The organism is Micromonospora sp. NPDC002575 (genome assembly GCF_042889525.1).
Lineage (GTDB): Bacteria > Actinomycetota > Actinomycetes > Mycobacteriales > Micromonosporaceae > Micromonospora > Micromonospora carbonacea.
Map to the genome: position 1 here is coordinate 13,483 of NZ_JBIARA010000021.1, position 25,722 is coordinate 39,204.

Sequence of the window (25,722 nt, forward strand, 5' to 3'; positions counted from 1 at the left end):
AACCATGACCCGTGACGAGATCACCTCCGGCCTCGCCGAGATCCTCGAAGAGGTTGCCGGGGTGAACCCGGACGACGTGGCCGAGGGCAAGTCCTTCACCGACGACCTCGACGTCGACTCGCTCTCGATGGTGGAGGTCGTGGTCGCCGCCGAGGAGAAGTTCGGCGTGAAGATCCCCGACAACGAGGTGCAGAACCTGAAGACCGTGGGCGACGCCGTCAGCTACATCGAGGCGCAGTCCTGACATGAGTCGTTCCGACGTCGTCGTCACCGGGATCGGCGCGACCACCCCGCTGGGCGGGGACGTCGCGTCGACCTGGGACGCCATGCTCGCCGGCCGCTCCGGGGTGGGTCCGCTCACCCAGGAGTGGGCGGCGCAGCTGCCGGTCCGCATCGCCGCGCAGCTCGCCGTCGACCCGTCCGAGGTGCTGGACCGGGTCAAGCTGCGCCGGCTCGACCGCTCCGAGGCCATCGCGATCATCGCCGCCCGGCAGGCGTGGGCGGACGCGGGCCTCGCCGACTCCGGGCTGGACCCGGAGCGACTGGCCGTCAGCGTCGGGTCCGGCATCGGCGGGGCCACCACCCTGCTCGCCCAGGACGACATCCTGGAGGCGTCCGGCCCACGCCGGGTGTCCCCGCACACCGTGCCGATGCTGATGCCGAACGGCCCCGCCGCCTGGGTGGGGCTGGAGGTGGGCGCGAAGGCCGGGGTGCACGCCGTGGCCAGCGCTTGCGCCACCGGCGCGGAGGCCATCGCCCTCGGGCTGGACATCATCCGCTCCGGCCGGGCCGACGTGGTGGTGGCCGGCGGCACCGAGGCGGTCATCCACCCGCTGCCGATCGCCGGGTTCGCCTCGATGCGGGCCATGTCCACCCGCAACGACGAGCCCGAGCGGGCCTCCCGCCCGTGGGACACCGGCCGCGACGGCTTCGTCCTCGGCGAGGGCGCGGGCGTGCTGGTGCTGGAACGCGCCGAGCACGCCGCCGCCCGGGGCGCCCGGGTGTACGCGCGGCTGGCCGGCGCGGGGATCACCTCCGACGCGTACGACATCGTGCAGCCGCACGCGGAGGGCGAGGGCGCGATCCGCGCGATCAACAAGGCCATCGCGGACGCGGACATCGCCCGCGAGGACATCGTGCACGTCAACGCGCACGCCACCTCGACGCCGGTCGGCGACATGCTGGAGATCGGCGCGCTGCGCGCCGCGCTCGGCGACCACCCGGTGCTCACCGCCACCAAGTCGATGACCGGGCACCTGCTCGGCGCGGCCGGCGCGCTGGAGTCCATCGCCACCATCCTGTCGATCCGCGACGGCGTCGTCCCGCCGACGATCAACCTGGACGACCCGGACGCCGGGCTGGACATGGACGTGGCCGCGCACAAGGCACGGCACCTGGAGATCCCCGCCGCGCTGAACAACGCGTTCGGCTTCGGCGGCCACAACGTGGCGCTGGTCTTCACCCGCCCCTGAGGCGCAAGGAAGGGCCCCCTGTTAACGCTTTCTGCATAGCAGGGGGCCCTTCTTAACGCCCTGCCCCGTCGTGACGGTCGGCAGGCGGGTCACGCCGTTGCGTGCCGTTCGGCGGCGGTCTTCCCGGCATGCGGTCGCGACCTGCGGGTTCACGCGATGCTAGCCGGCCGGCAATGTGCGGGAAATCGGTGCTACCTAGCTTTCCCGCATGCCCCACACAGCGAATCCACCGTCGACGCCGGAAAGCGGCGACGATCACACAGACACAATTTTCGACGACTGCGGGCGACCCGTTCCCGCGCATTCGGTCGGCCGCCGCGCGCTGCTCGCCGCCGCCGGCGCCGCCGCCATCGCCCCGCTCGCGTTCGGCGCTCCGGCCGCCGCCTCGCCCGGCCCGCACACCCCCGGCGGAAAGCCCGGCCGACGCCCGCAACGCGGGCACTACCTGATCAAGGGTGCCGCGCTGGTCTCCGTCGACCCGGCCATCGGCAACCAGGCCAAGGCCGACATCGAGGTACGCGACGGGCGGATCGTCCAGGTCGGCGCGAACCTGAAGGCGCGTGGCGCACACGTCATCGACGCGTCGAAAATGATTGCGATGCCCGGTTTCGTGGAAACCCACTATCACATGTGGAGCGCGCTCGGCCGCAATTTCGTCTCCACCGGATTCGAGTACTTCGCGGCGAAGTCGGCCACCGTCGCCGCGTACCAGCCGGACGATTTCTACCACAGCGTGCTGCTCGGCCTCGTCGAGTGCGCGAGCGCGGGCATCACCACCGTCAACAACTGGTCGCACAACGTACGCGGACCGGAGTACGCCGACGCGGAGCTGCACGCCCACGCCGACGGCCTCGTGCGGGCGCGCTACTCGTACGGGCACCGGGACGGCCAGCCGGCCACCCAGCCGATCGACTTCGCGGACATCGACCGGGTCGCGGCCACGTGGTTCGGCAAGAAGTCGCCGTTCGACGGCCTGGTGCACCTCGGGGTGAACCTGCGCGGGCCCGGCCAGATGCCGACGTTCCTGGCGGAGATGGCGGAGGTCACCAAGCGGAAGCTGCCGATCTCGGTGCACTCCGGGCAGGGGCCGACCACGGCGGTGCGCGCCGCCGACCTGGAGAAGATGGGCTTCCTCGGGCCCGACTTCCTGCTCTGCCACGCGTTGCCGTTCGACGAGGCGGACCGGCAGGCGATGGTGCGGACGAACGCGCCGGTCAGCTTCTCCGTCCACTCCGAACTGCGCCTCGGCACGGCCGGCGGGTTCCACGGGCAGTTGCTGCGGATGCTGGCCGCCGGGGTCACCGTCTCGCTGTCGTTCGACGCCAGCTCGCTCGCCCCGATCAACATGTTCGAGTCGATGAACGTGGCCTGGAACCTGGGCATCCCGTGGGTGGGCACGGACACCGCCGCGCTGCCGCCGGTGGTGTTCCGGCAGGCGATCGAGATGGCCACGATCAACGGCGCGAAGGCCCTCGGCCTGGACGCGGTGACCGGGTCGATCACCCCCGGCAAGCGGGCCGACATCGTCCTGATCCGGGCGGACGACCTCAACATCGCCCCGATCGGCGACCTGGAGTCGACCGTCGTGCGGTCGGCCACCCCGGCCAACATCGACACGGTGCTGATCGACGGCCGCATCGTGAAGCGGAACCGGGAGATGGTCAGCCACGACGCCGGCACGGTCGTGCGCAACGCGGCGGCTGCGGCGCACGCCGTCCGTACGCGGGCCGGCGGCATCCTCACCCCGGCCAGCCCCACCCCGCCCCGGTTCTGACCCCCGCCGCCGTGCGCCCGACCGCGACCGGGCGCACGGCGGCACCGGCTTCCACGTCCGGGGCGCGGTCGGGAGTGCTAGGGGCGGTTGCGGGGGTGCCCGCGCGCCTGCCGCTCGTTGCCCCGGCGGTAGTTGCCCGTCCACCTGGCCATCACCAGTTGCGGGTCGTCGTCGACCTCGGCGAGGAACTGCGCCGCCCGGCCACCCCGCAGCGTCCCGGCGACCCGCCCATGGTGCGTGATCACCACCGTGCCGTCCGCTCGTTCGGCGTACGCGAATCCCTGCGCCTCCGCCACGCCCGGCACCCTCCCATCCCCGCCTGCGCCGCGCATTCGATTTCGGCGGCGGCGCAGGCGTTGGGCAGACGGCGCTGCTGAAGGGGGCGGTGATCGCGCCGCTGCTGCCGGAGCCGGACGGTGTGCGGGGCGGCGCGCATTCCTCTACCGATCCAGCTTCGTCCTCATCGCCGCCATCATCTGGCTCCGATGGCCCCGATGACTCGCCTCAAGCAGCGACCTGCGCAGAGCTGACGAACCAGGAATCCGACTCGACATCGATGGACTCGTCAACCCAGGGCTGCACGATGGCGGCGAGCTGCGCTGTCATGGGCCACATGTCCACGACCCACCCGTCGGGCGTCACCTCGACCTGCGCGCGCAACGGCTCGATGACCTCTGATGGCAGATCCCATGAGCGTTCGAGGAAATCGTCCGCGCCGAACTTTTCCACCATGTTGCCCACAACCACGGCGAGACTCTAGCCAAGACGCCTGCCGCACCGTTTGATGATCGGCACGACAGGCATTAGGCGGGGGTGCGGAGGTCGGCGACGAAGGCGCGCCAGGCCGACGGGGCGAAGGTGAGGGTGCCGGCGTCGCGGGCCTTGGAGTCGCGCACCAGCACGACGCCCGGCAGGTTGTCGGCGACCTCGACGCACTCACCGCCGTTGGTGTTGCTGCGGGTGGCGGTGCGCCAGCGGGGGCGAGGGGTGCTCACAGCTCGTTCACCTGCTTCAGGATCAGGTCTCTCGACCGGTCGCGCGGCAGGGCGACCGCACGGACAGCTTCCCACGCCCGCGCCAGCGTGGAAACCCGCTTCGGGTCGGCGAGAACCCGCCCCTCCAACTGGTCCTCCAGGAACGCCAGGTGCTCGCCGCCGGCCGCCTCGGCGAGCGTGAACGGGCCGGACTGGCCGAGGTAGGGGCCCGCGTCGCAGGGCACGACGTGCACCAGCACCCGGGGGCGCAGCCCGACCTCGGCGAGGTGCAGGAGCTGCTCCTTGAGCACCGCCGGCTCGCCCCGGCGCAGCGCCGCCTCGTCGACGACGAACGTGGTCAGCGGCGGCTCCTTGCGGTCGAGCAGCGCCTGCCGCTCCAGCCGGAAGGCGACGTGCTCCTCCACCTTCTCGGGCACGAACAGGCCGCTGGCGAGGGCCGCGCGGGCGTACGCCTCGGTCTGGAGCAGCCCCGGGATGATCGTCGCCTGGAAGCAGCGCAGCGAGGTGGCCTCCCGCTCCACCTCCGCCCACGGGCGGAACCACCCGGGCTGGGCGTCCCGGCGCGCCTCGACGGCCATCCGGGCGATCAGGTCGCCGGTGCCCAGCAGCTCATCGAGCCGGCGGGCGCTGTCGGGCTGCGGGACGCGCCGCCCCGTCTCGAACATCGCGATCAGCGAGCCGGAGACGTGCACCGCCTCGGCGACCTGGTCCTGGGTCAGCCCCCGCTTGCCCCGCTCGTGCTTCAGCACCAGGGCGAGATACGCACTCATTCCTCACCACTCATCACTGATGGTTCCGCATCGGTCACGCTGCGCACCGTACCCCCGGCGGTCCTGTTTGTCCGGCCCGCCCCGGTCCAGGGTGGAACCACGCGGTCCGGCTGGTGGAGGCGATGCCCGGCGGCCGGGCCAGCGCGGGGCCGCCCCGCTCCCCCCTTGCGGGGCGGCCCTCCCCCACCGACGAGGAGGCAGGCGCATGGCAGAGCACCGACGCGACGGCGACCGACGCCGGCCGCACCCGCCCCTGCGCCCGCTGTGGCTGTGCCGGGCGTGCCTGGCCCCGTGGCCCTGCCCGCAGGCCCGCGACGACCTGCTGGCCGCCTACGCCGGTGACCGCGTCGGCCTGTGCCTGTTCCTGGCCTGGCGGATGTTCGACGCCAACGAGGACCTCCGGGCGCTGCACCCGGAGAACCCGCCGCTGCCCAGCGAGCTGTTCCGCCGCTTCCTGCGCTGGGCCCGCCGCCCCACCCACCCAACCGGGCCACAACTGCTAGATCGCGGGCGGAAATGAAAGATCTTGGAGAGAAATGGCCCCTGAAGGGGCCATTTCTCTCCAAGATCTGCGGAATCCTCGCCTTTGGCCCGGTCAGGTACGGCCCAGCGCGGGGCCGGGGCGGGACGGGCGCAGGGCGGGGCGGGGGCAGAGCGGGGGCTGGGCGGGGCCAGCGCGGGGCGTTGAGTCCTGGGTTCGGGGGTGCTCGTCTAGGGTGAGGTTCGTCGAGATCGCGCTAGGAGCATGCCGTGGAAGCGACCGAGATCCGCAAGCTCGCCGCCCTGGAGGACACCCACTGGTGGTACCGGGAGCGGCGGGTCCTGCTGGCCAGGGCGCTGCGCCGGCTGGCCGCCGCCGGCCACGCCCCCGGGCGGGCGCTCGACGTCGGCGCGGCCGGCGGCGGCAACACGCGGGTGCTGCGGGCGCACGGCTGGCGGCCGGTGGCGCTGGAATACAGCGCGGAGGGCGCCGGGGTGGCCCGGGAGCGCGGGCTCGACGTGATCCGGGCCGACGCCCGGCGTCTGCCGCTGCCGTCGGCGAGCCTGGGCCTGGTCACCGCGCTCGACATCCTGGAGCACTTCGACGAGGACCACCTGGCCGCCGCCGAGATCCGTCGCACGCTGCGCCCCGGGGGCGTCGCGCTGATCGCCGTGCCGGCCGACATGGCGCTGTGGTCGGCGCACGACGTGGCGGTCGGCCACGTCCGCCGCTACGACCGGGCGTCGCTGCGGGACGTGGTGGAGAAGGCCGGGCTGGTCGTCGACGAGCTGTGGAGCTGGAACGTGCTGCTGCGCCCGGTCGCGGCGTGGCGGCGGCGCTCGTCCACCGGCAGCGACCTGGACGAGCTGCACCCGCTGGTCAACCTGGGGTTGCGCGCCGTCGTCACCGCCGAGCGGCACCTGCCGGTGCGGGCGCTGCCGGGGGTGTCGCTGATGCTGCGCGCCCACCGCCCCGCCGACGACTGACCGTTCCGCCGGGCCCGCCCCGCCGACGACTGACCGTCAACCGCACCGCGCCGCCGACGACTGACCGTTACGCGCACCGCCCCACCACCGACCAACCTGACCACCCACCGTTACCATCCATCGGCCCGTCCGGGGTGGACCGGGCGGCGTGGACGACCACGGGGGAAGTGCGAACGGTGTTGCGACGGATCGGGGCGGCCCTGCTGGCCGTCCTCTGCACGGTGCCGGCGGCGGGCTGCGCCGACGACGGGACGCGGACGGCGGCGGGCGCCGGCCCGTCCCCGGTGGTGACGGGCCCGCCCTGGTACGACGAGGTGGCCCCCGCCGAGGCCGGCGTCACCATCGGCGCGCCGGGCAGCCCCTGCGAGCTGCCGGTCACGTTCTCGCTGCCGGCCGGGTGGACGCCCGAGGCGGTGGCGGAGGAGGCCACGATCACGCTGGGCGGGGCCCGGCTGCGCTGCGAGGTCGACGCGAAGCCGGCCGGCAGCGTGGGCTTCCTGCGGGTGTGGGCGGCCGACGGGTCCACCGGGGACGGGCGCGCCACGCTGGAGGGGTTCCTCGCCGACTACGGCCGGGTCAGCGAGATCGAGTACCGGCGGGTGCCGCGCGGCCCGCTGCGCCTGGTGGAGGCGACGTTCCTGCAACGCAGCGAGCTCAGCGGCCCGAACCGGCAGCGGGCGCTGGTGGCGGACACCCCGGCCGGCGGGCCGGTGCTGCTGACCCTCGGCGGAATGGACACCGACGAGTTCGAGGCGATGTTCCCGGCCTACCAGCTCGCGACGCGGACGCTCCAGGTCAACTGACCGCCGGGGCCCTCGGGACCGTAGGGGCCGCCGGGGCCGCCGAGGCCGCCTCCCCGGCCAGCACGACCGCGCCGAGCAGCGCGGCATCGTCGGCGAAGCCGGAGAGCACCACCTCGGGCCGGTACGGCAGCACGGCGGCGAGCCGCTCGACGAGCAGGCCACGGATCAGGTCGCTGCCGGCCACGCCGCCGACCAGCACCACCCGCTGCGGGTCGACCAACAGGCAGCAGGTGACCAGGTGGCGGGCCAGCTCGTCGACGCGGACGGTCAGCGCGTCCCGGGCCGGGCCGGGCGCAGCGGCGGCGGCGGCCAGCCCGGCGGCGGCCCCGGGCACGCCGAGGTCGTCGGCGAGCCGGTCCAGCGCCCGGCCGGAGAAGTCCAGCTCCAGCATGGTGCCGGGCCACGGGCCGCCGGCCACGGCGTACCCGATCTCGCCGGCCGCCCCGTGGTGGCCGGGCAGCACGGCCCCGCGCACGGTGAGCGCCGCCGCGACGCCGGTGCCGATGCCGACGACCAGGCCGGGGTCGGCGTCGCGGAGCGCGCCGAGGCGCAGCTCGGCCAGGGCGGCGGCGTTCAGGTCGTTGTCGACGGCGACGACGGGCGCGCCGAGCCGGTCGCGCACCGCGTCGGCCAGCCGCAGCCGGTCCCAGCCGGGCACGTTCGGGGCCAGGTCGATCCCGTCGGGCCGGACCACCCCGGGCGAGGCGACGCCCGCCGCCGCGAGCGGTCCGCCCGCCTGCCCCACCAGCTTCGCGGCCAGCTCCAGGGCGCGGTCCAGGGCCTGCGGGGCACCCCGTTCGGCGTACGTGGGCACCCGCTCGCGGGCCAGCAGCCGGCCCGCCGCGTCGGCGACCCCGACGGCCATCTTGGTGCCGCCGAAGTCGATGCCGAGCAGCACGCCGTCGTCGCCGGTCACCCGCGCGCCGCCGGTGACGTCCTCGTCGCCGGTCAGCGGCGTGGGCGGGGTCGCGGGGCCGTCCAGCCGCAGGTTCACGGGCCGGTCCCCTCGGTCGTGGCGACGCGCGCGCTCACCGGGCGGCCCGTTCGGCGGCGACGGCGTCGAGCGCCGCGTCGGCGGCGGCGAGCCGGGCCCGCACGGCGGCGAGCCGGCCGGCGACGGTGTCGAACTGGCCGCGCAGCGCGGCCACCTGGTTGCGGACGGCGCACCGGCCGGGGCCGTCGACCTGCGCCCGGTCGAGCACCAGGTCGGGGCGGACGGCGGCGGCGAGCAGGTCGGCGATCGCGTCGTCGTCGAGCCGGTCGGTGATGCCCTGCGCCGCCGCGCGGACCCCCTCGGCGGTCCACGTGTCGGGCGCGCCGGCGCGGACCAGCCGGCCGACCACCGAGTGGGCGGCCCGGAACGGCACGCCGTGCCGGGTCAGCGCGTCCGCGGCGGCGGTGGTGGTGGCCCCGGAGGCGACGATCTCCCCGGCCGACGGCGGCTCCAGCGGCTCGATCTCGGCGAGGAAGCCGCCGAGCAGGGCGAAGAACCGGTCGGTGCGGTCGTTGCTCTCCCAGAGCCGCACCTGCACGTCGGTGGTGGCGTTGTTGGAGTCCTCCCACCAGGCCGCGCCGACGTTGTTGAGCACGCTCGCGGCGTCGGCGGCGGTCGCGCCGGCGTACGAGACGAGGTGCTCCAGCACCACCGGGTTGCGCTTCTGCGGCATGATGCTGCTGCCCTGGGTGAAGTCGCCGGGGGTGGTCACCCACCGCCAGCTCAGCCAGTCCATCAGGGTGCGGGCCAGCCGCGCCCCGGTGGCGAGGGCCTGCGCGTTGAGGGTGCCCACCCGCACCAGGTGGTCCGCGCCGGCCACCGCCTCGTACGAGTTGACGACCAGGCCGGCGAAGCCGAGCAGCTCGGCCACCCGGGCCGGGTCGATGTCCAGGTCGGTGCCGGCGAACGCGCAGGAGCCCAGCGGCGAGGTGTTCAGCGCGTCGATCAGGTCGGCGTAGGCGACGGCCTCGCCGGCCAGGGCCTCGGCGTACCCGGCGAGGGCGTGGCCGATGGTGGTGGGCTGGGCGGGCCGGCGGTGGGTGTAGCCGGTGATCACCACGTCGGCGTACCGGTCGGCGGCGTCCAGGGCGGTGGCCCCGGTGGCGAGCACCCGGTCGAGGACCCCGACGAGCTGGTCGCGCAGCAGCATCCGGAACACCCCGGCGTCGAGGTCGTTGCGGCTGCGGGCCATCTGCACGTCCAGCTCGGACGCCGGCACGCCGCACGCGGCGGCCAGCCGCTTCTCCAGCAGGTAGTACGTGTCCTCGAAGGTGCCGTCGAACGGCGGCGCGGTGGTGGCGTCGGCGCGCAGCTCCGCCAGCCCGCGCAGCAGCCGGGCGCCCCGGTCGGCGGGGATCAGCCCCTGCTCGGTCAGCATCACCACGTGCGCCTGGCTGGCCCGCACCATCGCCGGGAAGAGCCGCCCGACGTGGTGGTCGTACGTGGGCCGCAGGTGGTGCCGCTGGTAGGTGGTCAGCGCGGGTGTGCTCATCAGGGTCTCTGCTTCCTTCCGGTGCCGGGCACGACGTGGGCCGGGCGCGACGCCGCTCGCCGCGCCCGGGACGTCAGCCGGTCGTGGTGTCCAGGCCGAGCAGGCGCTCGGCGTTGCCGGCGAAGATCGCCCGCAGGTGGTCGTCGGGCAGGCCCAGCTCGTGGCAGACGCGGAGCTGGTCGTCGAGGTAGCGGGTGACGTAGCCGCGCGGGAACCACGACGAGTCGCTGCCGTAGACGATGCGGTGCGGGCCGATGGTCTCGTAGCAGCGCCGGAACAGGTCCTCCAGCGTCAGCTTGTAGGGCATCCAGCGCACCCACTGGTTGGAGCCGGACGTGTCGACGTGGATGTTCGGGCAGCCCCAGGCGGCGAAGAGGAGGTCCTGCACGTGCTGGACGCCGAAGTGCGGCACCACCACGGCCAGCTCGGGGAAGCGCCGGGCCATCCGGGCCAGCTCGTCGGGGCCGCCGTGCCGGCCGAAGCTCAGCCCGCCCGCGCTGCCGTAGTGCCCGATGTGGATCAGCACGGGCACGCCGAGGCGCTGGGCGGTGGCCCACAGCGGGTCGAGGTCGGCGTGGTCGAGGGGGCCGCGCAGCAGCGGGGCGAACAGCTTCAGCCCGCGCAGGCCCCGCTCGGTGACGGCGCGTTCCAGCTCGGCGGCGGCCCCCGGAGAGTAGGGGTCGTGGTGGGCGAGGCCGAGCAGCAGGTCGGGGTGGCGGTCGACGACGTCGGCGACGGTGTCGTTGCCGCCGCCGGTGACGAACACGGCCCGCCGCACGTTCACCCGGCGCAGCTCCTCGGCCCACCGGTCCGCCTCGTCCTCCCAGCGCTGGGCCGGGGGCTCCGGGTCGGCGAAGGCCCACGCCCGCCGCCACTTCGCCGCGTACGGGGCGGAGCCGGCGGCGCGGACGGCCCGCTCGTGCTCCCCGCCGGGGTGCATCCCGGCGGCGTGCTCGCACGCCTGGATCGTCGGGTCGGCGGCGATGCGGAAGTGCAGGTGGAAGTCGACGATGTCGAGTCCCCGGTCGACGGTCACGACGGCTCCCCCTCGGCGGGCAGCGCACCGACGCCGGGCAGCTCGACGCCGGACAGCGGGTCGGCCCAGGGCAACGGGCCGACGCCGGGCAGCGGGTCGGCGGTGGGCGGGGCGGGCGGGGCGGCGGCCACCCAGGCGGCGACGACCTCCCGCAGCCGCGCCCCGGCCAGCTCGCGCACGCGCCGGCCGGCGGGCTCGTCGGCCAGCGAGACGTGCCCGGACCAGCCCTGCCACGGGTCGGGCCGGGACTCCACCAGCACGTACGGGTGGGTCACCGGCAGCTTCGGCTTCGGCGGGATGTCGTCGACCGCGCCGAGGCGGACCGCGCCGGGGTCGAACCCGAGCACCCCGGACGTCTCGTACGCGCCGCCGTGGCCGCGGGAGACCTGCGGCCCGTACAGCTCGGTGGTCTCGGCGGGGGTGACGAGCTGGAACCAGTTGACCAGCAGCAGGCTCGCGGTGCGCCGGCCGGAGACCCACTCCATGGCGGCCCGGACGGTCGACATGTTGGCGTCGTGCCCGTTGACGATCAGCAGCCGGGGGAAGCCGGCCGCCACGATGCCCTCGATCACGTCGGCGAGGTAGCCGACGGCGATCTCCGGCCGGATCGCCACGGTGCCGGGCCACGGCCGGGTCTGGCCGGGGCAGGCGGCGTACGCGACGGCGGGGAAGAGCACCCCGCGCGGGCCCGCCGCCGGGGGCGCGGCCTCGTCCGGGGTCCCGCCGCCGGACGAGGCCGCGCCGTCTGCGGGGGCCGCCGAGGCGTCCCGGGGGGCCTGCGCCGCGCCCTCGGCCGACCGCGCCCGGCCCTCGCCGGCCGCCCGCACCCGGCCCTCGCCGGCCGCCCGCGTCGCGCTCTCGGCGGCGAAGCCCTCGGCGAGGATCAGGTCGGTGCCCAGGGGCAGGTGCGGGCCGTGCCACTCGACCGCGCCGACCGGCAGCACCGCGAAGTCCGCCGCGGTGGCGACCGCCGCCAGCTCCCCGCCGGGGACCCGGGCGACCGGGACCAGCCCGCCGTGGGCGAGCCAGGCGGCCACGTGGTCGCCGGCCGGTGTCGTCACGCCGTCCATCGCGCCGCCTCCCGGGTCGAGCGCCGGCCGCCCTCCAGGCGGCCGGACACCACCATCACCACGAAGATCAAGACCACCTGGAGCATGCCGTACGCGGCGGCGGTGCCGACCTCGAACGAGTACATCCGGTTGTTGATCTCCACGGAGATGGGCGCGGTCTCCGAGGTGTAGATGAGCACCGAGGCGACGAACTCGCCGACCCCGTGCACGAAGGCGAGCAGCGCGCCGGCCAGCACGCCCGGCAGCATCAGCCGCAGGGTGACCGTGCCGAACGCCCGCCACCAGGACGCCCCGAGGTTGCGGGCGGCCTCCTCCAGCGACGGGTCGAGCTGCGCCAGGGCGGCCGAGCTGGAGCGGAACACCAGCGGCAGGAACCGCACGAAGTACGCCAGCGGCATGATCCAGAAGGTGCCGATGAGCACCTGCCCGAAGCTGAACGCGTTGCCGGTGCTGAACGCCGAGATCAGGTTGATCGCCACCACCGTGCCGGGCAGCGCCCAGGCCAGCATGACCGCCACGTCGAGCAGGCCCCGGCCGCGGAAGTCCAGCCGGCGCACCGCGTACGCGATGAGCACGCCGACCACGACGCAGGCGACGGTGGCGATGAGGCTCATCTTGAGCGAGTTGAGGATCGGCTGGAACGCCCTCGGCTCCGCGAAGATCGTGACGAAGTTCTGCGTCGTGTACCGCGCCGGGATCACCTCGGTGGTCCACGAGCCGTCCCGGGAGAACGCCACCAGGGCGATCGTCGCCACCGGCGCGAGCAGCACGGCCGTGGCCAGCAGGGACGCGGCCAGGGCGAGCCACCGGCCGAACGGGTTGGTGATCTCCCGCCGGTGGGCGGCGATCCCCTTGGACTGGGAGCGGTAGCTGCGGCGCCCCTCGTACCAGCGCATGCCGAGCAGGAACAGCACCGAGACCACGCCGAGCACGGAGGCGTACGTCGACGCCATCGGCAGGTCGCCGTTGGTGCGGTTGATGTAGATCTGCATGGTCATCGTCTGGTCCACCCCGAACAGCAGCGGGGCGGTGTACGACGCCAGCGACGTCATGAACACCAGCAGCGACGCCGACACCAGCGCCGGGGTGAGCATCGGCAGCAGCACCGTGCGCCACACCCGGACCCGGCCGGCGCCCAGGTTGTACGCCGCCTCCTCCACCGACGGGTCCATCCCGCCCAGCGCGGCGGAGGCGGACAGGTAGAAGTACGGGTACATGGTGAACGTGTGCACCACCAGCACCCCGGCGATGCCGCTGAACGGCAGCACCGGGTTCTCCGCGCCGAACAACTGTTGCAGGCCGCGCGGCAGGATGCCGGTCTCGCTGTAGAGGAGCTGGAACGAGATCGCCCCGATCAGCGGCGGCAGGGCCGCCGGCACCAGGATGATCGCCTCGATCAGCCGGCGGCCGGGAAACGAGAAGCGCTTGAGCAGGAACGCCATCGCCACGCCGACGATCCCGCAGAGCAGCACGCTGGCCGCCGAGATGATCAGCGAGGTGACCAGCGACGACCGGGCCACCCCGTCGCCGGTGAGGAAGCTGCCGTAGTTCTCCACCCCGTCCACGCCGACGCTCTCGGCGAAGGTGGCGAACATGGGCTGCACGACGTACCCGAAGAGGACCAGCGCGAGCGGGAAGACCAGCACGTACGGGAACCAGCGGGAGCCGGTGCCCCCGGCGAACCGGTCGGCCAGCCGGCGGCGCGGGCCCGGCGGCGGCGACGGCTGCGTGGTGACCGGGGCGACGGTGGCCGGGCTCGGGGTGGCGGGAATGGTGGTCACGGACGCACCACCCACATCCGGTCCCGGTTGAGCCGCAGCCCGATCTGGTCGCCGACGGCGATGCCGGCCGGCACGTCGACGGCGGCCACCTGCATCCGCTCCCCGGCGGTGTCGACCACCAGGTTGGTGGCCATCCCGGTGAACTCCAGCTCGGCGACGCGGCCGGGCAGCGCGCCCGGCTCGGTGGTCGAGGTGAGGCCGATGTGCTCGGGGCGCACCGACACCTGGGCGGTCTCGCCCTGGCGCAGCCCGTGGTCGGCCGGTGCCGGCACGTCGATCTCGCCGCCGCCGGGCAGCCCCACCGTCACGGTCCGCTCCGTGGCCCCCTGCACGGGCAGGGTGAGCACGTTGCTGCGCCCGATGAACCGGGCCACGAAGCTGGTCGCCGGGCGGTGGTAGATCTCCTGCGGCGCGCCGATCTGCTGCACCCGGCCCGCCTGCATGACCGCGATCCGGTCCGACATGGCCATCGCCTCGGCCTGGTCGTGGGTGACGTAGATGCCGGTGGTGCCGGCCTCCTGCTGGATGCGGCGGATCTCCGTGCGGGTCTCCTCGCGCAGCTTGGCGTCGAGGTTGGACAGCGGCTCGTCGAGCAGCAGCGTCTTCGGCCGGATCACCAGGGCGCGGGCCAGGGCGACCCGCTGCTGCTGGCCGCCGGAGAGCTCGTCGATGCGCCGCGCGCCGTAGCCGGCGAGGTGCACCTGGCCGAGGGCCTCCTCGACGCGCCGCCTCGACTCGGCGCGGCCGACCTTGCGGATCTTCAGCCCGTACGCGACGTTCTGCGCGACGGACAGGTGCGGGAAGAGCGCGTAGTTCTGGAACACCATGCCGGTGTCGCGCTTGTTCGGCGGACGCCGGGTGACGTCCTCCGTGCCGAACCGGATCCGGCCGGAGGTGGGGAAGTAGAACCCGGCCACCATGCGCAGGGTGGTGGTCTTGCCGCAGCCGCTCGGGCCGAGCAGGGTGAAGAACTCCCCGGCGGCGATGGTGATGTCGACGTCGGCCACGGCGGCGGTGTCGCCGCCGCGCGCGAAGCGCTTGCTCACCGACTCCAGCGTGACATCGATCATGGCGTCCTCTCCTGTATGGGCTGGTGGTTCCGGGGCGGTCGCGGTGCAAGGAAGGGCCCCTTGTTAACGCCTGGGGTAGAGAAGGGTCCCCTTCTCACCCCCGCTGGGCGGGGCCCAGGGCGCGCCGCGCCCGCCCCGGTGCCGCCGTGGTCAGCCCTTGTTCTTGATCTGGCTGTTCCAGTGGTTGATCCACTCGGTCTCGTTCTTGCCGATCACGTCCCAGTCGACGTCCAGCGGCTTGAGGTTGAGCTCGGCCAGCCACTGCGGCTTCTCGGCGATCTCCACGGCCGGGATCTGGTAGTAGTCCTTGGCCAGGTTGGCGCGCAGCGCGTCGTCGAAGAGGAACTCCATGAACTTCTGCGCGCCGGTGGTGTTGCCGCCCTTGACCGCGGCGATCCCGTCGACGAGCACCGGTGCGCCGGAGGCCGGCATCACGTAGCCGAACGGCATGTTCGACTGGTTGGCCTGGAGCAGGACGTCCTGGAGGTTCCAGGCGCTGAGCACGCCCTGCTGGCGGGAGAGCTTGAGGTAGAGGTCGGCGGGGTTGGCCGCGTACGAGCCGGTGTTGGCGTCCAGCTTCTTCAGCCAGTCGTAGCCGGGCTGCGGGTTGCTGCCGTCCGGGGACTGTCGCATGATCATCGACGCGTAGATCGACCGCATGGTGCCGGACGCGGCAACGTCACGGATGACGATCTTGTCCTTCCACTCCGGCTTCAGCAGGTCGTCCCAGTCCTTCGGGGCCTGCTCCGGGGTGAGCGCCTTGTTGTTGTACATGATGACCTCGGGCAGCAGGATCTCCCCGAACCAGCGGCCCTCGGCGTCCTTGTACTTCGCGTCCATCTTGGCGGCGAACGCCGGCTGCCAGCTGGTCAGCAGGTCCTCGGACGCGCCCGCGGAGAGCCCCTGCTGGGTGCCGCCCCACCAGACGTCGGCCTGCGGGTTGGCCTTCTCGGCCCGGACCCGCTCCAGGATCTCCTGCGCGCCCAGGTTGAGGATCTCCACCTTGCCCTTGTACTCGGGGTACTTGGCGGTGAACTGGTCCACCACGAACGTGGAGACCTTCTTGTCGCGGGCCGTGTAGATGGTGAGCTTCTCGGCGCTCGCGTCGCCGGACGCGTCGTCGCCACCGCCGCCGCAGGCCGTGCCTGCGGCGAGGACTGTGGCCAGCGCACCGGCGAGGAGAAGGCGACGTCTCATGGGTACCTCCGAGGGGTTCGGGTTGGGCGGAGCTAGGGGGTGGGAAGCAGGGTGGGCAGCCCGGTGGCCGCCGCGGAGAGGGCGTAGCTGACCGCGCCGTGCAGCACGGCCCGGTCGCCGAGCACGGCCCGGCGTACCTCGGTGGTGCTCGGCGCGGCGGCGGCGACCAGGGCCTGGAGCCGGTCGACGGCCGGGTCGTCGAGCTGGGCGGCGGCACCGCTGAGCAGCACCCGGCCGGGGTCGATGACGCAGACGCAGGAGACGATCAGCCGGGACCACGCGGTCAGCAGCTCGTCGAGGTACGCGGCGGCGCGCCCGTCGGCGCGCGCCAGCTCGACCAGGGCGGCCACGGGGGCGTCGGGCCGCCGGCCGGGGGCCAGGGCCACCACCCGCTCGGCGACGGCGTTCTCCGACCAGCGGGCCTCGAACGGGCCGACCCCGTCGTGGCCCCGGTCGGCCGGGTCCAGCGGCAGGAAGCCGACCTCGCCGGCCGCCCCGCCCGCGCCCCGGCGGACCTGGCCGTCGAGCACCAGCCCCGCGCCGATGCCGTCGGCGACGTGCAGCAGCAGCAGGTCGGCGACGTCGCTGCCGGCGCCGGCCGCGTGCTCGCCGGCCGCCATGAGGTTGACGTCGTTGTCCACCACCACCGGCACGCCGAGGTGCCGCTGCACCGCCTCCCCTATCGGCCGCCCCTCCACGAGGCCGACCGAGGGGGCGAGCCGGACGGCCCCGCCGGAGGAGACGCCGGGCGCGGCGATGGCGACCCCGCGCAGCGCCGGCAGGCCGTCGCCGGCCAGCTCGGGCACCGACCGGCAGACGGTGTCGACGATGTCGCCGGCGAGGCGGACGGTGCGGTGGGCGACGACCGTGCCGTCGCTGTCGGCGATCTCGCAGCTCAGCCGGGACGGCTCCAGGGAGACGGCGGCGACCAGCTCGGCGCGCGGGTTGAACTCCAGCATCGCCCGGGGGCGGCCGGCGCGGGACGCCCCCGGCCCCCGCTCGATGAGGTAGCCCTCGGCGATCAGCTCGCGCACGAGGGGGGTGAGCGTGGCGGGGCTCAGGCCGGTGAGCTCGGTCAGCTCGGCGCGGGAGAGCACCCGCACCTGGCGGGCGGTGGAGATCACGGACAACCGCTTGATCTCCTTCGACCGCTCCCGGCTCACCGGGCTCGTTGGTGGCGTCACCACGTCAGTCACACTTCCTTCCTACGGCGAACGAACTATCGAGTCAAGTAACGAAAACGTCTCGACCCATCCGAGACACCCTCGCGAACAGGGATAACGCCCCGCTTCGGCACCGATGTCGGATCAAGGGCGCGCGGCGGAACCGGCACCCGAGAGAGGTGGACCGGCCTGGATTAATTTCTTCCGCAAAGGAAGAAAGACCTTGCAAAGCATTGACGGGCCGCCGCGCCGGTCCCTAGCGTCACCGGGCGAAGGCCTTCCAGTGTGTACGGACACCCGCGTCGCCGGTGTACCCGGTGACGGAGTCCGCGCCGCTGCCGTACCCCCGGTGACGGCATCCCCGCCGCCGCCGTACCGCGATGTTTCCTGCCGCTACCCACGCGGCGGCCCGGCACCGCCGGTGGCCGCCGCCTCCGCCCCACCGTCCCGCCGCCCGATCAGCGACCCCGCGTCGACGCCGCGCGTCCGACGGCGATGGCCGCTGCCCGGACCCGGGACAGTTCCGGAAGGATCCGCATGCGCATCAAGGCGTTCCTGCTACCCACGGCGCTCGCCCTGGCCCTGTCCGGGGTGCCCGCCGCCGCCCTCGCCTCCCCCGCCGACGCAGCCGCCGACCGCCACGGCGGCCGGGCGGGCGACACCGTCGACCTCGACGTCCTCTTCGTCAGCGCCCACCCCGACGACGAGGCCGGCAGCCTCGCCACCCTCGGACAGTGGAAGGAGAAGCACGGCGCCAAGGCCGGCGTCGTCACCATCACCCGCGGCGAGGGCGGCGGCAACGCCGTCGGCCTCGAAGAGGGCCCCCCGCTCGGCATCATCCGCGAACGCGAGGAGCGCACCGCGATCGGCCGGGCCGGCGTGGAGAACCTCTACAACCTCGACCGGGTCGACTTCTGGTACACGGCGTCCGCGCCGCTGTCCGAGCGGATCTGGGGCCACGACGACACGCTCGCCCAGATCGTCCGGGTGATCCGGCAGACCCGGCCCGAGATCGTCATGACCATGAACCCCTCGCCGACCCCGGGCAACCACGGCAACCACCAGCAGGCCGCCCGGTTCGCCGCCGAGGCGTTCCACGCCGCCGCCGACCCGGCCGCGTTCCCCGAGCAGCTCCGCAAGGAGGGGCTCAAGCCGTTCCGGGCCGCGAAGTTCCTGCGTACGGGCGGCACCGGCACGTCGGCCGCCGGGCCCGACTGCGCGGCCAGCTTCGTGCCGACCGTCCCCACCGACCAGGTCTTCGGGGTCTGGGAGGGCACGCCGAGCGCCACCGGCAAGACGTGGGCCGAGATCGAGGTCGACGCCCGCCGGGAGTACGTCACCCAGGGCTGGGCCGGCACCGCCGCCGCCCCCACCGACCCGACGAAGATGCGCTGCGACTTCTACACCCTGGTCGACAGCCGCGTCCCGTACGACCCGACGGACACCTCCCCCGAGGCGATCCTGCGCGGCTCCGTGCTGCCGAACGCGGCCGGCGGGCTGCCCCGGGGCACCGAGCTGTACCTCACCACCGACCGGTTCGACCTCGCCCCCGGCGAGACCGTCAAGGTCACCGCGCACGTGCGAGCGCCCCGGGACCGGGCACTGGCCGCGCCGCGGATTGACCTGCGGCTGCCGCAGGGCTGGACCGCCAAGGGCTCCGGCGCGCTGCGCGGCAACGTACCGGCGGGCAAGGAGCGGACCGCGACGTTCACCGTCACCGTCCCCGCCGACGCCGACACCAACCAGCAGCAGCTCGTCGGCGCGACCCTGACCACCCGCCAGGGCGTCGGGCGCACCGACCGGGCCGTACGGGTCGTCGCCGACGTGCGCGGCACCCTGGAGCCGCTGCCCGAGGTGGGGCTGTTCCGCGAGTGGGCCGGCGAGGGCGGCTACCCGCAGCTCGACACGCTGATCAAGCCGGTGCTCACCATCGGCTCCGGCAAGAGCCGGTCGGTCCGCGTCGACCTGCGCAACCACGGCAAGGCCACCCGCAGCGGCACCGTCACCCTCGGCCTGCCCGCCGGCTTCGCCGCCGACGCGGCGACCAAGAGCTACACCGGCCTGGCCCCCGGCGCGACCGGGGCGGTCACCTTCACCGTCACCAACACCGACGCCACCCTGCCCACCGCCAACGCCGGCGGCACGGACGGCGACTACGGCATCACCATCACCACCACCAGCGCCGCCGGCAGCACCGTCGAGACCGGCGCGCTGGAGATCGTGCCGACCACCGAGGTGCCGCGGGCCGGCGCCGGCCACGCCGTCGACGGGGTGGCCTCGCCCGGCGAGTACCCCGGCGAGGAGCTGGACTTCTCCCGCATCTGGGAGGGGCAGGCCACCACGCCGCAGGACGCCTCGGCGAAGGGCCGCATCGCCTGGACCGCCGACGCCCTGAAGGTGTACGTGCAGGTCACCGACGACGTGCTCGGCCGCAAGGTCGTGCCGCAGGACTGCAAGCGGCAGCGGCGCACCGACAGCGTCGAGATCATCGTCGACCCGAAGGGGAACTCGACCGACACCTCCACGGTGTTCAAGGCCGGCATCTTCCCCGTCACCGACGACCCGGCCAACGGCGACCCGCCGTGCTGGCAGCGCGACGCCGACAACCGGCAGGGCCCGGGGGCGACGACCGCGCCGGGCATGACCGTCGTCAGCAAGGTGACCAGCCCGTACGCCGGCTACACCATCGAGGCCAGCATCCCGTTCGCGGTGCTGCCCGACGCGGTGGACCCGGACCGGATGGGCTTCAACGTCCTGGTCTACGACTCGGACACCCAGGACCTCAGCTCCCAGTCCCGGCTGGGCTGGTCCACGTTCACCGGGGTGCGGGCCGACCCGTACCGCTACGGCCTGGCGACCCTGCCCGGCTACACCCCGGCGGCGCGGCAGCCCAGCGCCCCGGTCTTCCCGGACACCGCCGCCCGCAGCGTGCACAGCCCGCAGACCATCGCCCAGTCGGCGGTCGACGGGGTGGCCCCGGCCGCCGTGGCGGGGCTGCCCGAGAAGGCGCTGCGGCTGACCGACCAGCGCCGGGTCCCCGGCGGGGTGAAGGTCACCCTCCGCGCCGACCGCTCCGGCACGGCCTACCTGTACGCCTGGGACGGCTCCGCCGCCCTCGGTGACCGGACGGTCGAGCTGAAGGCGAACCGGTCGGTGACCGTCGTCGTGCCGGTCGCCTCGGGCCGGCCGACCGCCCTGCTGGCCGCGTACGAGTCGCAGGGCGCGGCGCTGGCCCGCAGCCTCCCGCTGCGCTGACTCCGACGCTGACGCTGACGCGCGCCAGCGCTGCGTGCTGACGCGCTCGCCAGCGCTGTGTTAGGAAGGGCCCCCTGTGCAACAGAAAGCGTTAACAGGGGGCCCTTCCTTGCGCCTCACCGTGCGCCTCAGCGGAGGCGGTAGACGGCCGTCCGGGCGTTCGTGTAGCGCAGGTCGGCGAGCGTGGCCAGGGCCGGGGACTCCGGCGCGACCCGCCGGTCCACGACCAGCCAGCGCACGCCGTACGTGTCGCGCAGGTCGGCCAGCCCCTGCGCCGTGGGGGCGGTGAACGCGGCGTCGTTGGCGCGCAGCCGCTCGGCGTCCCAGAACGGGGCGTACGGGCCGCCGGGCAGGCCCACCATGCGGGGCGCGAACGCCCACCCCTCCACCAGCACCGAGCGCTCCGTGTAGGCGCTGACCCAGAACGACCGGGCGTCGCACCAGCCGTTGACCACCGCCCGGCAGTGCGCGTTGGTGGCCACCACGTCGCCGGGTGCGCTGTGCTCCTGCACGTAGCGGGCCGCCGCCACCCGGGACGCCGGCATCCGCTCCACCGGGTACGCCCCGCCGTTGGGGAACCGGCGCGCGGCGGCGGCGTCCAGCACCAGCCCCGGCGCGCCGGCGACCAGGGCGGCCGTGAGCAGCACCGCCCCGCCCCGGCCGGCCAGCCCCGGCCAGCGCCCGACCAGCGCCGGCCAGCACAGCCCGACCAGCAGCGCCACCGCCGCCAGCGCCGCCGCCCAGGTCAGCAGCGGCAGCACCGGCGCGTACGCCGGGGTCGACGGCGACGCCGCCGGACGCCAGAGCTGGACGGCGGTGAGCAGCACGGCGAGCCCGGCCGCGCCCGCGCCGAGCAGCGCCCGGCCCCGCGCGCCCAGCGCGGCGGAGTCGACAAGCTCGGCCCAGCCCCACGCCGACAGGATCACCCCGAACGCGAACCCGGCCCGGGTGAAGTACTGGTTGCTGCTGCCCGGGTGCCCCACCAGCAGGTAGATCGCCGGGCCGGCGAGCGCGCCGCCGAGCAGGAACACCTGCACCGGCTCCAGCCGCCACCGGCGCAGCCGCAGCAGCGCCACCGCCCCGGCCAGCCGGAGCTGGAGGTTGAGCAGGAACGCGACGAACACCGCCGCCCACAGCAGCGCGGTCGTCCCCGCCGGGCGGCCCGTCCCGACGTACGGCCGCAGCCCCGAGAACGGGTCGACGGTCACCCCGTGGCTCTCGAACGCGAACAGCACGGCGGTGGCGAACAGCTGCGCGGCCAGCGCCAGCCCGGCCGCCGCCAGCACCGCGCGGGGCAGGGTGCGCCGGAACGCCAGCGACACCGCCGCGGTGAACGCCAGCGCCGCCAGCACCACCGGCACCGAGCTGGCCTTCGCCCCGGTCGAGGCGGCCAGGAACAGCGCCGCGAGCACCCACGCGCCGCGTCCCAGCGCCGGCGCCGTCGAGCCCCGGGCCCGCCCGACCAGCTCGCCGAGCGCCGCCACCAGCGGCAGGAGCAACACCCAGCTGTACGTCATCGACGGGCTGCCCCACACGATGAACGTGGCCTGGGTGCCGAAGAGCTGGCGGATCCCGTTCTCGTAGCCGAACTCGCCGGCGGTGAACATCAGCGCGGCGGCGGCCACCCCCGCGTACGGCCGGCCGGTGACCCGCCAGCCGACCACCGCCGCCAGCACGGCCGCGAGCGCGCAGAGCGTCGGCACGCCCAGCCGGAAGAACACCGTCGGCAGGTCCACGCCGCTGACCAGGCTGGCCGCCGCGAAGTGGGCGAAGCCGAACCAGTGGTAGTGCAGGGGCTCCCCGGCGACCTGCGGCACGTCCGGCGGCACCTGGTGGGTGGCCGCCCCGGCCAGGGAGAGCTGGAACGCGAGGTCGATGTATTGCGCCTGCCCCTCGTCGGTGGGCAGCACCGGGTTGACCCGCAGGAACGACTCGTAGAGGTAGCCGGTGAAGCCGGCGACCACCCCGGCGAGGGCCCAGGCCCAGCCCGTCGGCACCGGGCTGTGGCCGGTGGCCCGCCAGTGCCGGCGCAGCCGGGGCACGACGGCGAACGGCACGAGCACCGCCAGGGGCCACAGCCACAGCAGGTGGGGCAGGCCGGCGGCGGTGAACGCCGCCCACCCGGCCAGCTCCAGCACCAGGCCGACGGCCGCGCCGAACGCCACGTCCTCGACGAGGGTGTGCGGGCGGCGGCGCAGCGCGCGGAACACCAGCGTGCCCGGCAGCAGCACGGCCAGCAGCGCGTACCCGGTCCAGCGGGCCACATCGGGCCCGGGGGTGCCGGTGGCCAGCAGCGCGGCGACGACGACGGCGTAGCCGGCGGCGGCCGGGGCGTACCGCAGGGCGGCGCTGCGCCGGGTCGGCCCGGCCGCCCCGGCCCGGCCGCCGGGTGAGCGGTCGGCGGTCGCGTCGCGGCGGGGGCCGGTCGGGTCGGCACCGCCGGTGGCGAGCGCGGTCACCGGAGGCTGTCGGCCAGCTCGGCCGCGCCGCCGGCCGCCGGACCGCCGGCGTCGGCCGCGCCCGGCTCGGCGGTGTCGCTGGCCACGAAATACGCGGGGCGGCCCTGCACGGCCGTGTAGATGCGGGCCACGTACTCGCCGAGCAGGCCGAGGCAGAGCAGCTGCACCGCGCCGAGGAAGAGGATCGCCACGTACAGCGAGGGCCAGCCGGTGACCGTGGCGCCGGCCAGCCAGGCGGCGACGGCGACGACCACCAGCACCCCGCACACCGCCACCCCGGCCAGCCCGAGCCAGGTCGCCACGCGCAGCGGCGCGGCGGAGAAGCTGGTGACGCTCTCGGCGGCCAGCCCGGCCATCCGGGACAGCGGGTACTTCGTGCGGCCGGCGGCCCGCTCCGCGCGCTGGTAGGTGACCTCGCCGCTGGGGAAGCCGAGCCAGGGCACCACCAGCCGCAGCACGGGGCTGCGCTCGGGCAGCTCGCGCAGGGCCTCCACGGCCGCCCGGCTGAGCAACCGGAAGTCGCCGGCCTGGGCGGGCACCTGCTTGCCGACCAGCCGGCGCATCAGCCGGTAGTAGCCGGCGGCGGTCCACCGCTTGAAGCGGGTGTCGCGGCTGCGGTCGGCGCGCACCCCGTACACGATGTCGAGGTCGTCGGCGCGGGCCCGGCGCAGCATCTCGGCGACGGTCTCCGGCGGATCCTGGAGGTCGGCGTCGAGGCTGACCACCCACCGGCCCCGGGCCCGCAGCACCCCGGCGACCAGGGCCGCCTGGTGGCCGCTGTTGCGGCGCAGCCGCAGCACCCGCACCTGCGGCCAGCGGGCCCGCAGCCCGGCCAGGCCGGCGGCGGTGCCGTCGGTGCTGCCGTCGTCGACCACCAGCACCTCGTACGGCTCGCCGAGGGCGTCGAGGACGGCGCGCAGCCGCGCGGCGAACAGCGGCAGCACGCTCTCCTCGTTGAACATCGGCACCACGACCGACAGCGCCGGCTCCGGTGGCGTCACGGGGCTCGCCTCCGTCTCGTCTGCGGCGCTCGGACAGCCGCACGCTACCAGCCGGGCCCGGCCCGCAGGGCCCTCGCGCGCCGACCGCCGGCCGCCGGCTGGGGTCAGTTTCCGCAGGTCGTCGCGGGTAGCCCCGGCACCGGCACCGGGGAGCGGCCGGTCGGGCGGGCCCGGCCGGCGAGCACGTTCGCCAGGGCGGTCATCGACGCGGCGCTGGAGGAGTAGGTGGCCAGCAGCGTCGGCGACTTCGCCTTCGCCAGCACGTACGGGGTGTCCATCGCGACGGTCACCGCGGCGTCGGCGGCGAGGTCGCCGCTGCCGTCGCCGTACCCGACGAGGTGGACCCGGGTGCCGCCGCTCGGCACCACCTGCACCCCGGCGGCGGTGAGCGCCTGCGTCAGCAGGTCGCGGGTCTTCTCCCGGCCGCCGGAGGAGGTGACCGTGACGGGGGCGGCGACCCCCTTCGTGCAGGAGCCGCGCAGCATGGTGACCGCGCCGGCGGCAAGCGCCTCGGCGGCCCTACGGTGCTCCGCGTCGTTCAGGGTGGACATCGCCGGGGCGGGCGTGCCGGCCAGGGTGAACTTCATGGTCAGCACCCGGGTCACCGCCTCGACCAGCCGGGCCCGGGGCAGCGAGCCGTCGCGCAGGGCGGCGAGCAGCCCGTCGTACGCCTGGGTGACGTTGGGCGGCATCAGGATCAGGTCGTTGCCGGCCTTGAGCGCCCGCACCGCCGCCTCCCCCGGCGACCAGCGCTTGGCGGGGGCCATGTTCATGCCGTCGGTGATCACCACGCCCTGGAAGCCGAGCTGGCCGCGCAGCACGCCGGTGAGGAGCTTGTGGGAGAACGTCGCCGGGGTGCCCGGGTCGACGGCGGTGACGTCGAGGTGGGCGGACATCACGGCGAGGGCACCGGCGTCGATGCCGGCGGAGAACGGCGGGAACGCCGTGGAGTCGAGGACCTTGCGGCTCTGGTCGATCACCGGCAGCTCCTCGTGGGAGTCGGCGGCGCTCAGGCCGTGGCCCGGGAAGTGCTTGACGCTGGCCGCCACCCCGGCGCCCTGCAACCCGCGCACCGCGCCGGCCACCTGCGCCGAGGCGCGCTTCGGGTCCGCGCCGAACGACCGGGAGCCGATCACCGTGCTGCGGGTGACCAGCACGTCGGCGACGGGGGCGAAGTCCAGGTTGATCCCCATCGCGGCCAGCTCCTGGCCGGCGGCCCGCCAGGCGGCCTCGGTCAGCGCCGGGTCCCCGGCCGCCCCGGCGGCCAGCGGGCTGGGCAGCAGGGTGACCCCGTCGGTAATCCGGGTGACCACCCCGTACTCCTGGTCGGTGCCGATCAGCAGCGGCGCCGCGCCGGCGGGCAGCTTCCCGGCGGCGTCGCGCAGCCCCGCGGTCAGCTCGCGGACCTGCTGCGGGTTGTCGACGTTGGTGGTCTCCTGGTTGCCGGAGGTCGGGTCGTCGGCGCTGAAGCCGACCAGGATGAGCCCGCCCAGCCGGTACTTCGCCACCATCTCGGCCGGGGTGTCCACCCCGGCGAGGGCCCGGTTGCCGGCGGCGGAGCCGGTGGAGACCTTCGTGGCGTTGTCGCCGTACGCGTAGGGCATCAGCACCTGGCCGACCAGGTCCTCGTCGGCGAGGGTGCCGACCAGGGCGGCGGCGCGGGCGGCCGGGTCGGTGGTCGCGGCCGGCGCGCCCGACGGGGTCGGGTCGGCCGCGACGGCGCTGGCCGACGGGGCGGGGCGGGGCCGGTCCGGCTCCTTCGTGCACCCGGTGAGCAGCACGGCGGTCAGGGCGGCGAGCGCGACGCCGGCACGTCGCGGGGAGTTCGACACGCGGTCCATCCCACCAGTTCACCCCTTATCGGGGCAACTCGGCCCGGTCAAGCCGCCGCGCCGGGGCCGGGCGGGTGGCCGGCCACGTCGG

At 74.7% G+C, this 25,722-nt stretch carries 22 protein-coding genes; 7 read left to right on the forward strand and 15 right to left on the reverse strand.

Going from position 1 to position 25,722, the window contains the following annotated elements; translation table 11 throughout:
• Nucleotides 1–4 precede the first annotated feature (4 nt).
• The 3 genes from ACFYWL_RS25640 (at nt 5) to ACFYWL_RS25650 (ending at nt 3,246) form a co-directional block, all read left to right on the forward strand.
• Nucleotides 5–244, forward strand: coding sequence for an acyl carrier protein (locus ACFYWL_RS25640; protein WP_074474691.1), 240 nt, complete (start codon nt 5–7; stop codon nt 242–244).
• A gap of 1 nt (nt 245) precedes the next feature.
• Entirely contained in the window at nt 246–1,472 is a 1,227-nt protein-coding gene (fabF, locus tag ACFYWL_RS25645) for a beta-ketoacyl-ACP synthase II (RefSeq protein ID WP_386977432.1), read from the forward strand.
• Nucleotides 1,473–1,680: 208 nt separating this feature from the next.
• A complete protein-coding gene (locus tag ACFYWL_RS25650; RefSeq protein WP_386977435.1) occupies nt 1,681–3,246 on the forward strand; it encodes an amidohydrolase family protein in 1,566 nt (521 codons plus the stop codon).
• A gap of 77 nt (nt 3,247–3,323) precedes the next feature.
• Here ACFYWL_RS25650 and ACFYWL_RS25655 read toward each other — a convergent pair whose 3' ends face one another.
• The 4 genes from ACFYWL_RS25655 to ACFYWL_RS25670 all read right to left on the reverse strand — a co-directional run bounded on the left by ACFYWL_RS25655 (nt 3,324) and on the right by ACFYWL_RS25670 (nt 5,011).
• Nucleotides 3,324–3,542: a hypothetical protein gene (locus tag ACFYWL_RS25655; protein ID WP_386977437.1), complete on the reverse strand. Its 219-nt coding sequence runs from the start codon at nt 3,540–3,542 to the stop codon at nt 3,324–3,326.
• Between the two features lie 208 nt (nt 3,543–3,750).
• Nucleotides 3,751–3,993, reverse strand: coding sequence for a hypothetical protein (locus ACFYWL_RS25660; protein WP_386977440.1), 243 nt, complete (start codon nt 3,991–3,993; stop codon nt 3,751–3,753).
• Between the two features lie 56 nt (nt 3,994–4,049).
• Nucleotides 4,050–4,241 carry a DUF397 domain-containing protein gene (locus tag ACFYWL_RS25665; RefSeq protein ID WP_386977443.1) on the reverse strand — a complete coding sequence of 64 codons (192 nt, stop codon included), beginning with the start codon at nt 4,239–4,241 and terminating at the stop codon, nt 4,050–4,052.
• A complete protein-coding gene (locus tag ACFYWL_RS25670) occupies nt 4,238–5,011 on the reverse strand; it encodes a Scr1 family TA system antitoxin-like transcriptional regulator (protein WP_386977446.1) in 774 nt (257 codons plus the stop codon). The genes ACFYWL_RS25665 and ACFYWL_RS25670 overlap by 4 nt, the downstream gene beginning before the upstream one ends.
• A 205-nt stretch (nt 5,012–5,216) precedes the next feature.
• Here ACFYWL_RS25670 and ACFYWL_RS25675 point away from each other — a divergent pair, with 205 nt between their 5' ends.
• The 3 genes from ACFYWL_RS25675 to ACFYWL_RS25685 all read left to right on the forward strand — a co-directional run bounded on the left by ACFYWL_RS25675 (nt 5,217) and on the right by ACFYWL_RS25685 (nt 7,281).
• Entirely contained in the window at nt 5,217–5,531 is a 315-nt protein-coding gene (locus tag ACFYWL_RS25675; protein ID WP_386977449.1) for a hypothetical protein, read from the forward strand.
• A 230-nt stretch (nt 5,532–5,761) separates the two neighbouring features.
• Nucleotides 5,762–6,478, forward strand: a complete 717-nt coding sequence (locus ACFYWL_RS25680; protein WP_386977451.1) for a class I SAM-dependent methyltransferase — start codon at nt 5,762–5,764, stop codon at nt 6,476–6,478.
• A 176-nt stretch (nt 6,479–6,654) separates the two neighbouring features.
• Nucleotides 6,655–7,281 (forward strand): lipoprotein, encoded by a 627-nt coding sequence (locus tag ACFYWL_RS25685; protein ID WP_386977454.1) that lies wholly within the window; start codon nt 6,655–6,657, stop codon nt 7,279–7,281.
• Here ACFYWL_RS25685 and ACFYWL_RS25690 read toward each other — a convergent pair.
• From ACFYWL_RS25690 to ACFYWL_RS25725, 8 genes are all read right to left on the reverse strand, one after another.
• Nucleotides 7,274–8,275: an ROK family protein gene (locus tag ACFYWL_RS25690; RefSeq protein WP_386977457.1), complete on the reverse strand. Its 1,002-nt coding sequence runs from the start codon at nt 8,273–8,275 to the stop codon at nt 7,274–7,276. The genes ACFYWL_RS25685 and ACFYWL_RS25690 overlap by 8 nt on opposite strands.
• Before the next feature lie 34 nt (nt 8,276–8,309).
• On the reverse strand, nt 8,310–9,767 hold the full coding sequence (locus ACFYWL_RS25695; RefSeq protein ID WP_386977459.1) for an argininosuccinate lyase: 1,458 nt from the start codon (nt 9,765–9,767) through the stop codon (nt 8,310–8,312).
• 73 nt (nt 9,768–9,840) lie between these two features.
• Entirely contained in the window at nt 9,841–10,803 is a 963-nt protein-coding gene (locus ACFYWL_RS25700; protein ID WP_077938861.1) for an amidohydrolase family protein, read from the reverse strand.
• Entirely contained in the window at nt 10,800–11,873 is a 1,074-nt protein-coding gene (locus tag ACFYWL_RS25705; RefSeq protein ID WP_386977463.1) for a creatininase family protein, read from the reverse strand. The genes ACFYWL_RS25700 and ACFYWL_RS25705 overlap by 4 nt, the downstream gene beginning before the upstream one ends.
• Nucleotides 11,861–13,654 carry an ABC transporter permease gene (locus tag ACFYWL_RS25710; RefSeq protein WP_386977466.1) on the reverse strand — a complete coding sequence of 598 codons (1,794 nt, stop codon included), beginning with the start codon at nt 13,652–13,654 and terminating at the stop codon, nt 11,861–11,863. Before ACFYWL_RS25710 ends, ACFYWL_RS25705 begins: the two co-directional genes overlap by 13 nt.
• The gene (locus ACFYWL_RS25715; protein ID WP_386977469.1) at nt 13,651–14,724 is read right to left on the reverse strand and encodes an ABC transporter ATP-binding protein; all 1,074 of its coding nucleotides are present in this window, start codon (nt 14,722–14,724) and stop codon (nt 13,651–13,653) included. The genes ACFYWL_RS25710 and ACFYWL_RS25715 overlap by 4 nt, the downstream gene beginning before the upstream one ends.
• A gap of 150 nt (nt 14,725–14,874) precedes the next feature.
• Complete coding sequence (locus tag ACFYWL_RS25720; protein ID WP_386977471.1) at nt 14,875–15,921, reverse strand: extracellular solute-binding protein; 1,047 nt, start codon at nt 15,919–15,921, stop codon at nt 14,875–14,877.
• 32 nt (nt 15,922–15,953) lie between these two features.
• Nucleotides 15,954–17,117, reverse strand: coding sequence for an ROK family protein (locus ACFYWL_RS25725; protein WP_386977474.1), 1,164 nt, complete (start codon nt 17,115–17,117; stop codon nt 15,954–15,956).
• Between the two features lie 504 nt (nt 17,118–17,621).
• Between ACFYWL_RS25725 and ACFYWL_RS25730 the strand changes: the two genes are divergently transcribed.
• Nucleotides 17,622–20,339, forward strand: coding sequence for a sugar-binding protein (locus tag ACFYWL_RS25730; protein WP_386977477.1), 2,718 nt, complete (start codon nt 17,622–17,624; stop codon nt 20,337–20,339).
• Nucleotides 20,340–20,467: 128 nt separating this feature from the next.
• Here the strand turns inward: ACFYWL_RS25730 and ACFYWL_RS25735 are convergent, their stop codons facing one another.
• The 3 genes from ACFYWL_RS25735 to ACFYWL_RS25745 form a co-directional block, all read right to left on the reverse strand.
• Nucleotides 20,468–22,798 carry a hypothetical protein gene (locus ACFYWL_RS25735; RefSeq protein ID WP_386977480.1) on the reverse strand — a complete coding sequence of 777 codons (2,331 nt, stop codon included), beginning with the start codon at nt 22,796–22,798 and terminating at the stop codon, nt 20,468–20,470.
• Nucleotides 22,795–23,799, reverse strand: coding sequence for a glycosyltransferase family 2 protein (locus tag ACFYWL_RS25740; RefSeq protein WP_386977483.1), 1,005 nt, complete (start codon nt 23,797–23,799; stop codon nt 22,795–22,797). Before ACFYWL_RS25740 ends, ACFYWL_RS25735 begins: the two co-directional genes overlap by 4 nt.
• Before the next feature lie 104 nt (nt 23,800–23,903).
• Nucleotides 23,904–25,640, reverse strand: coding sequence for a glycoside hydrolase family 3 protein (locus tag ACFYWL_RS25745; RefSeq protein WP_386977485.1), 1,737 nt, complete (start codon nt 25,638–25,640; stop codon nt 23,904–23,906).
• Between the last annotated feature and the right edge of the window lie 82 nt (nt 25,641–25,722).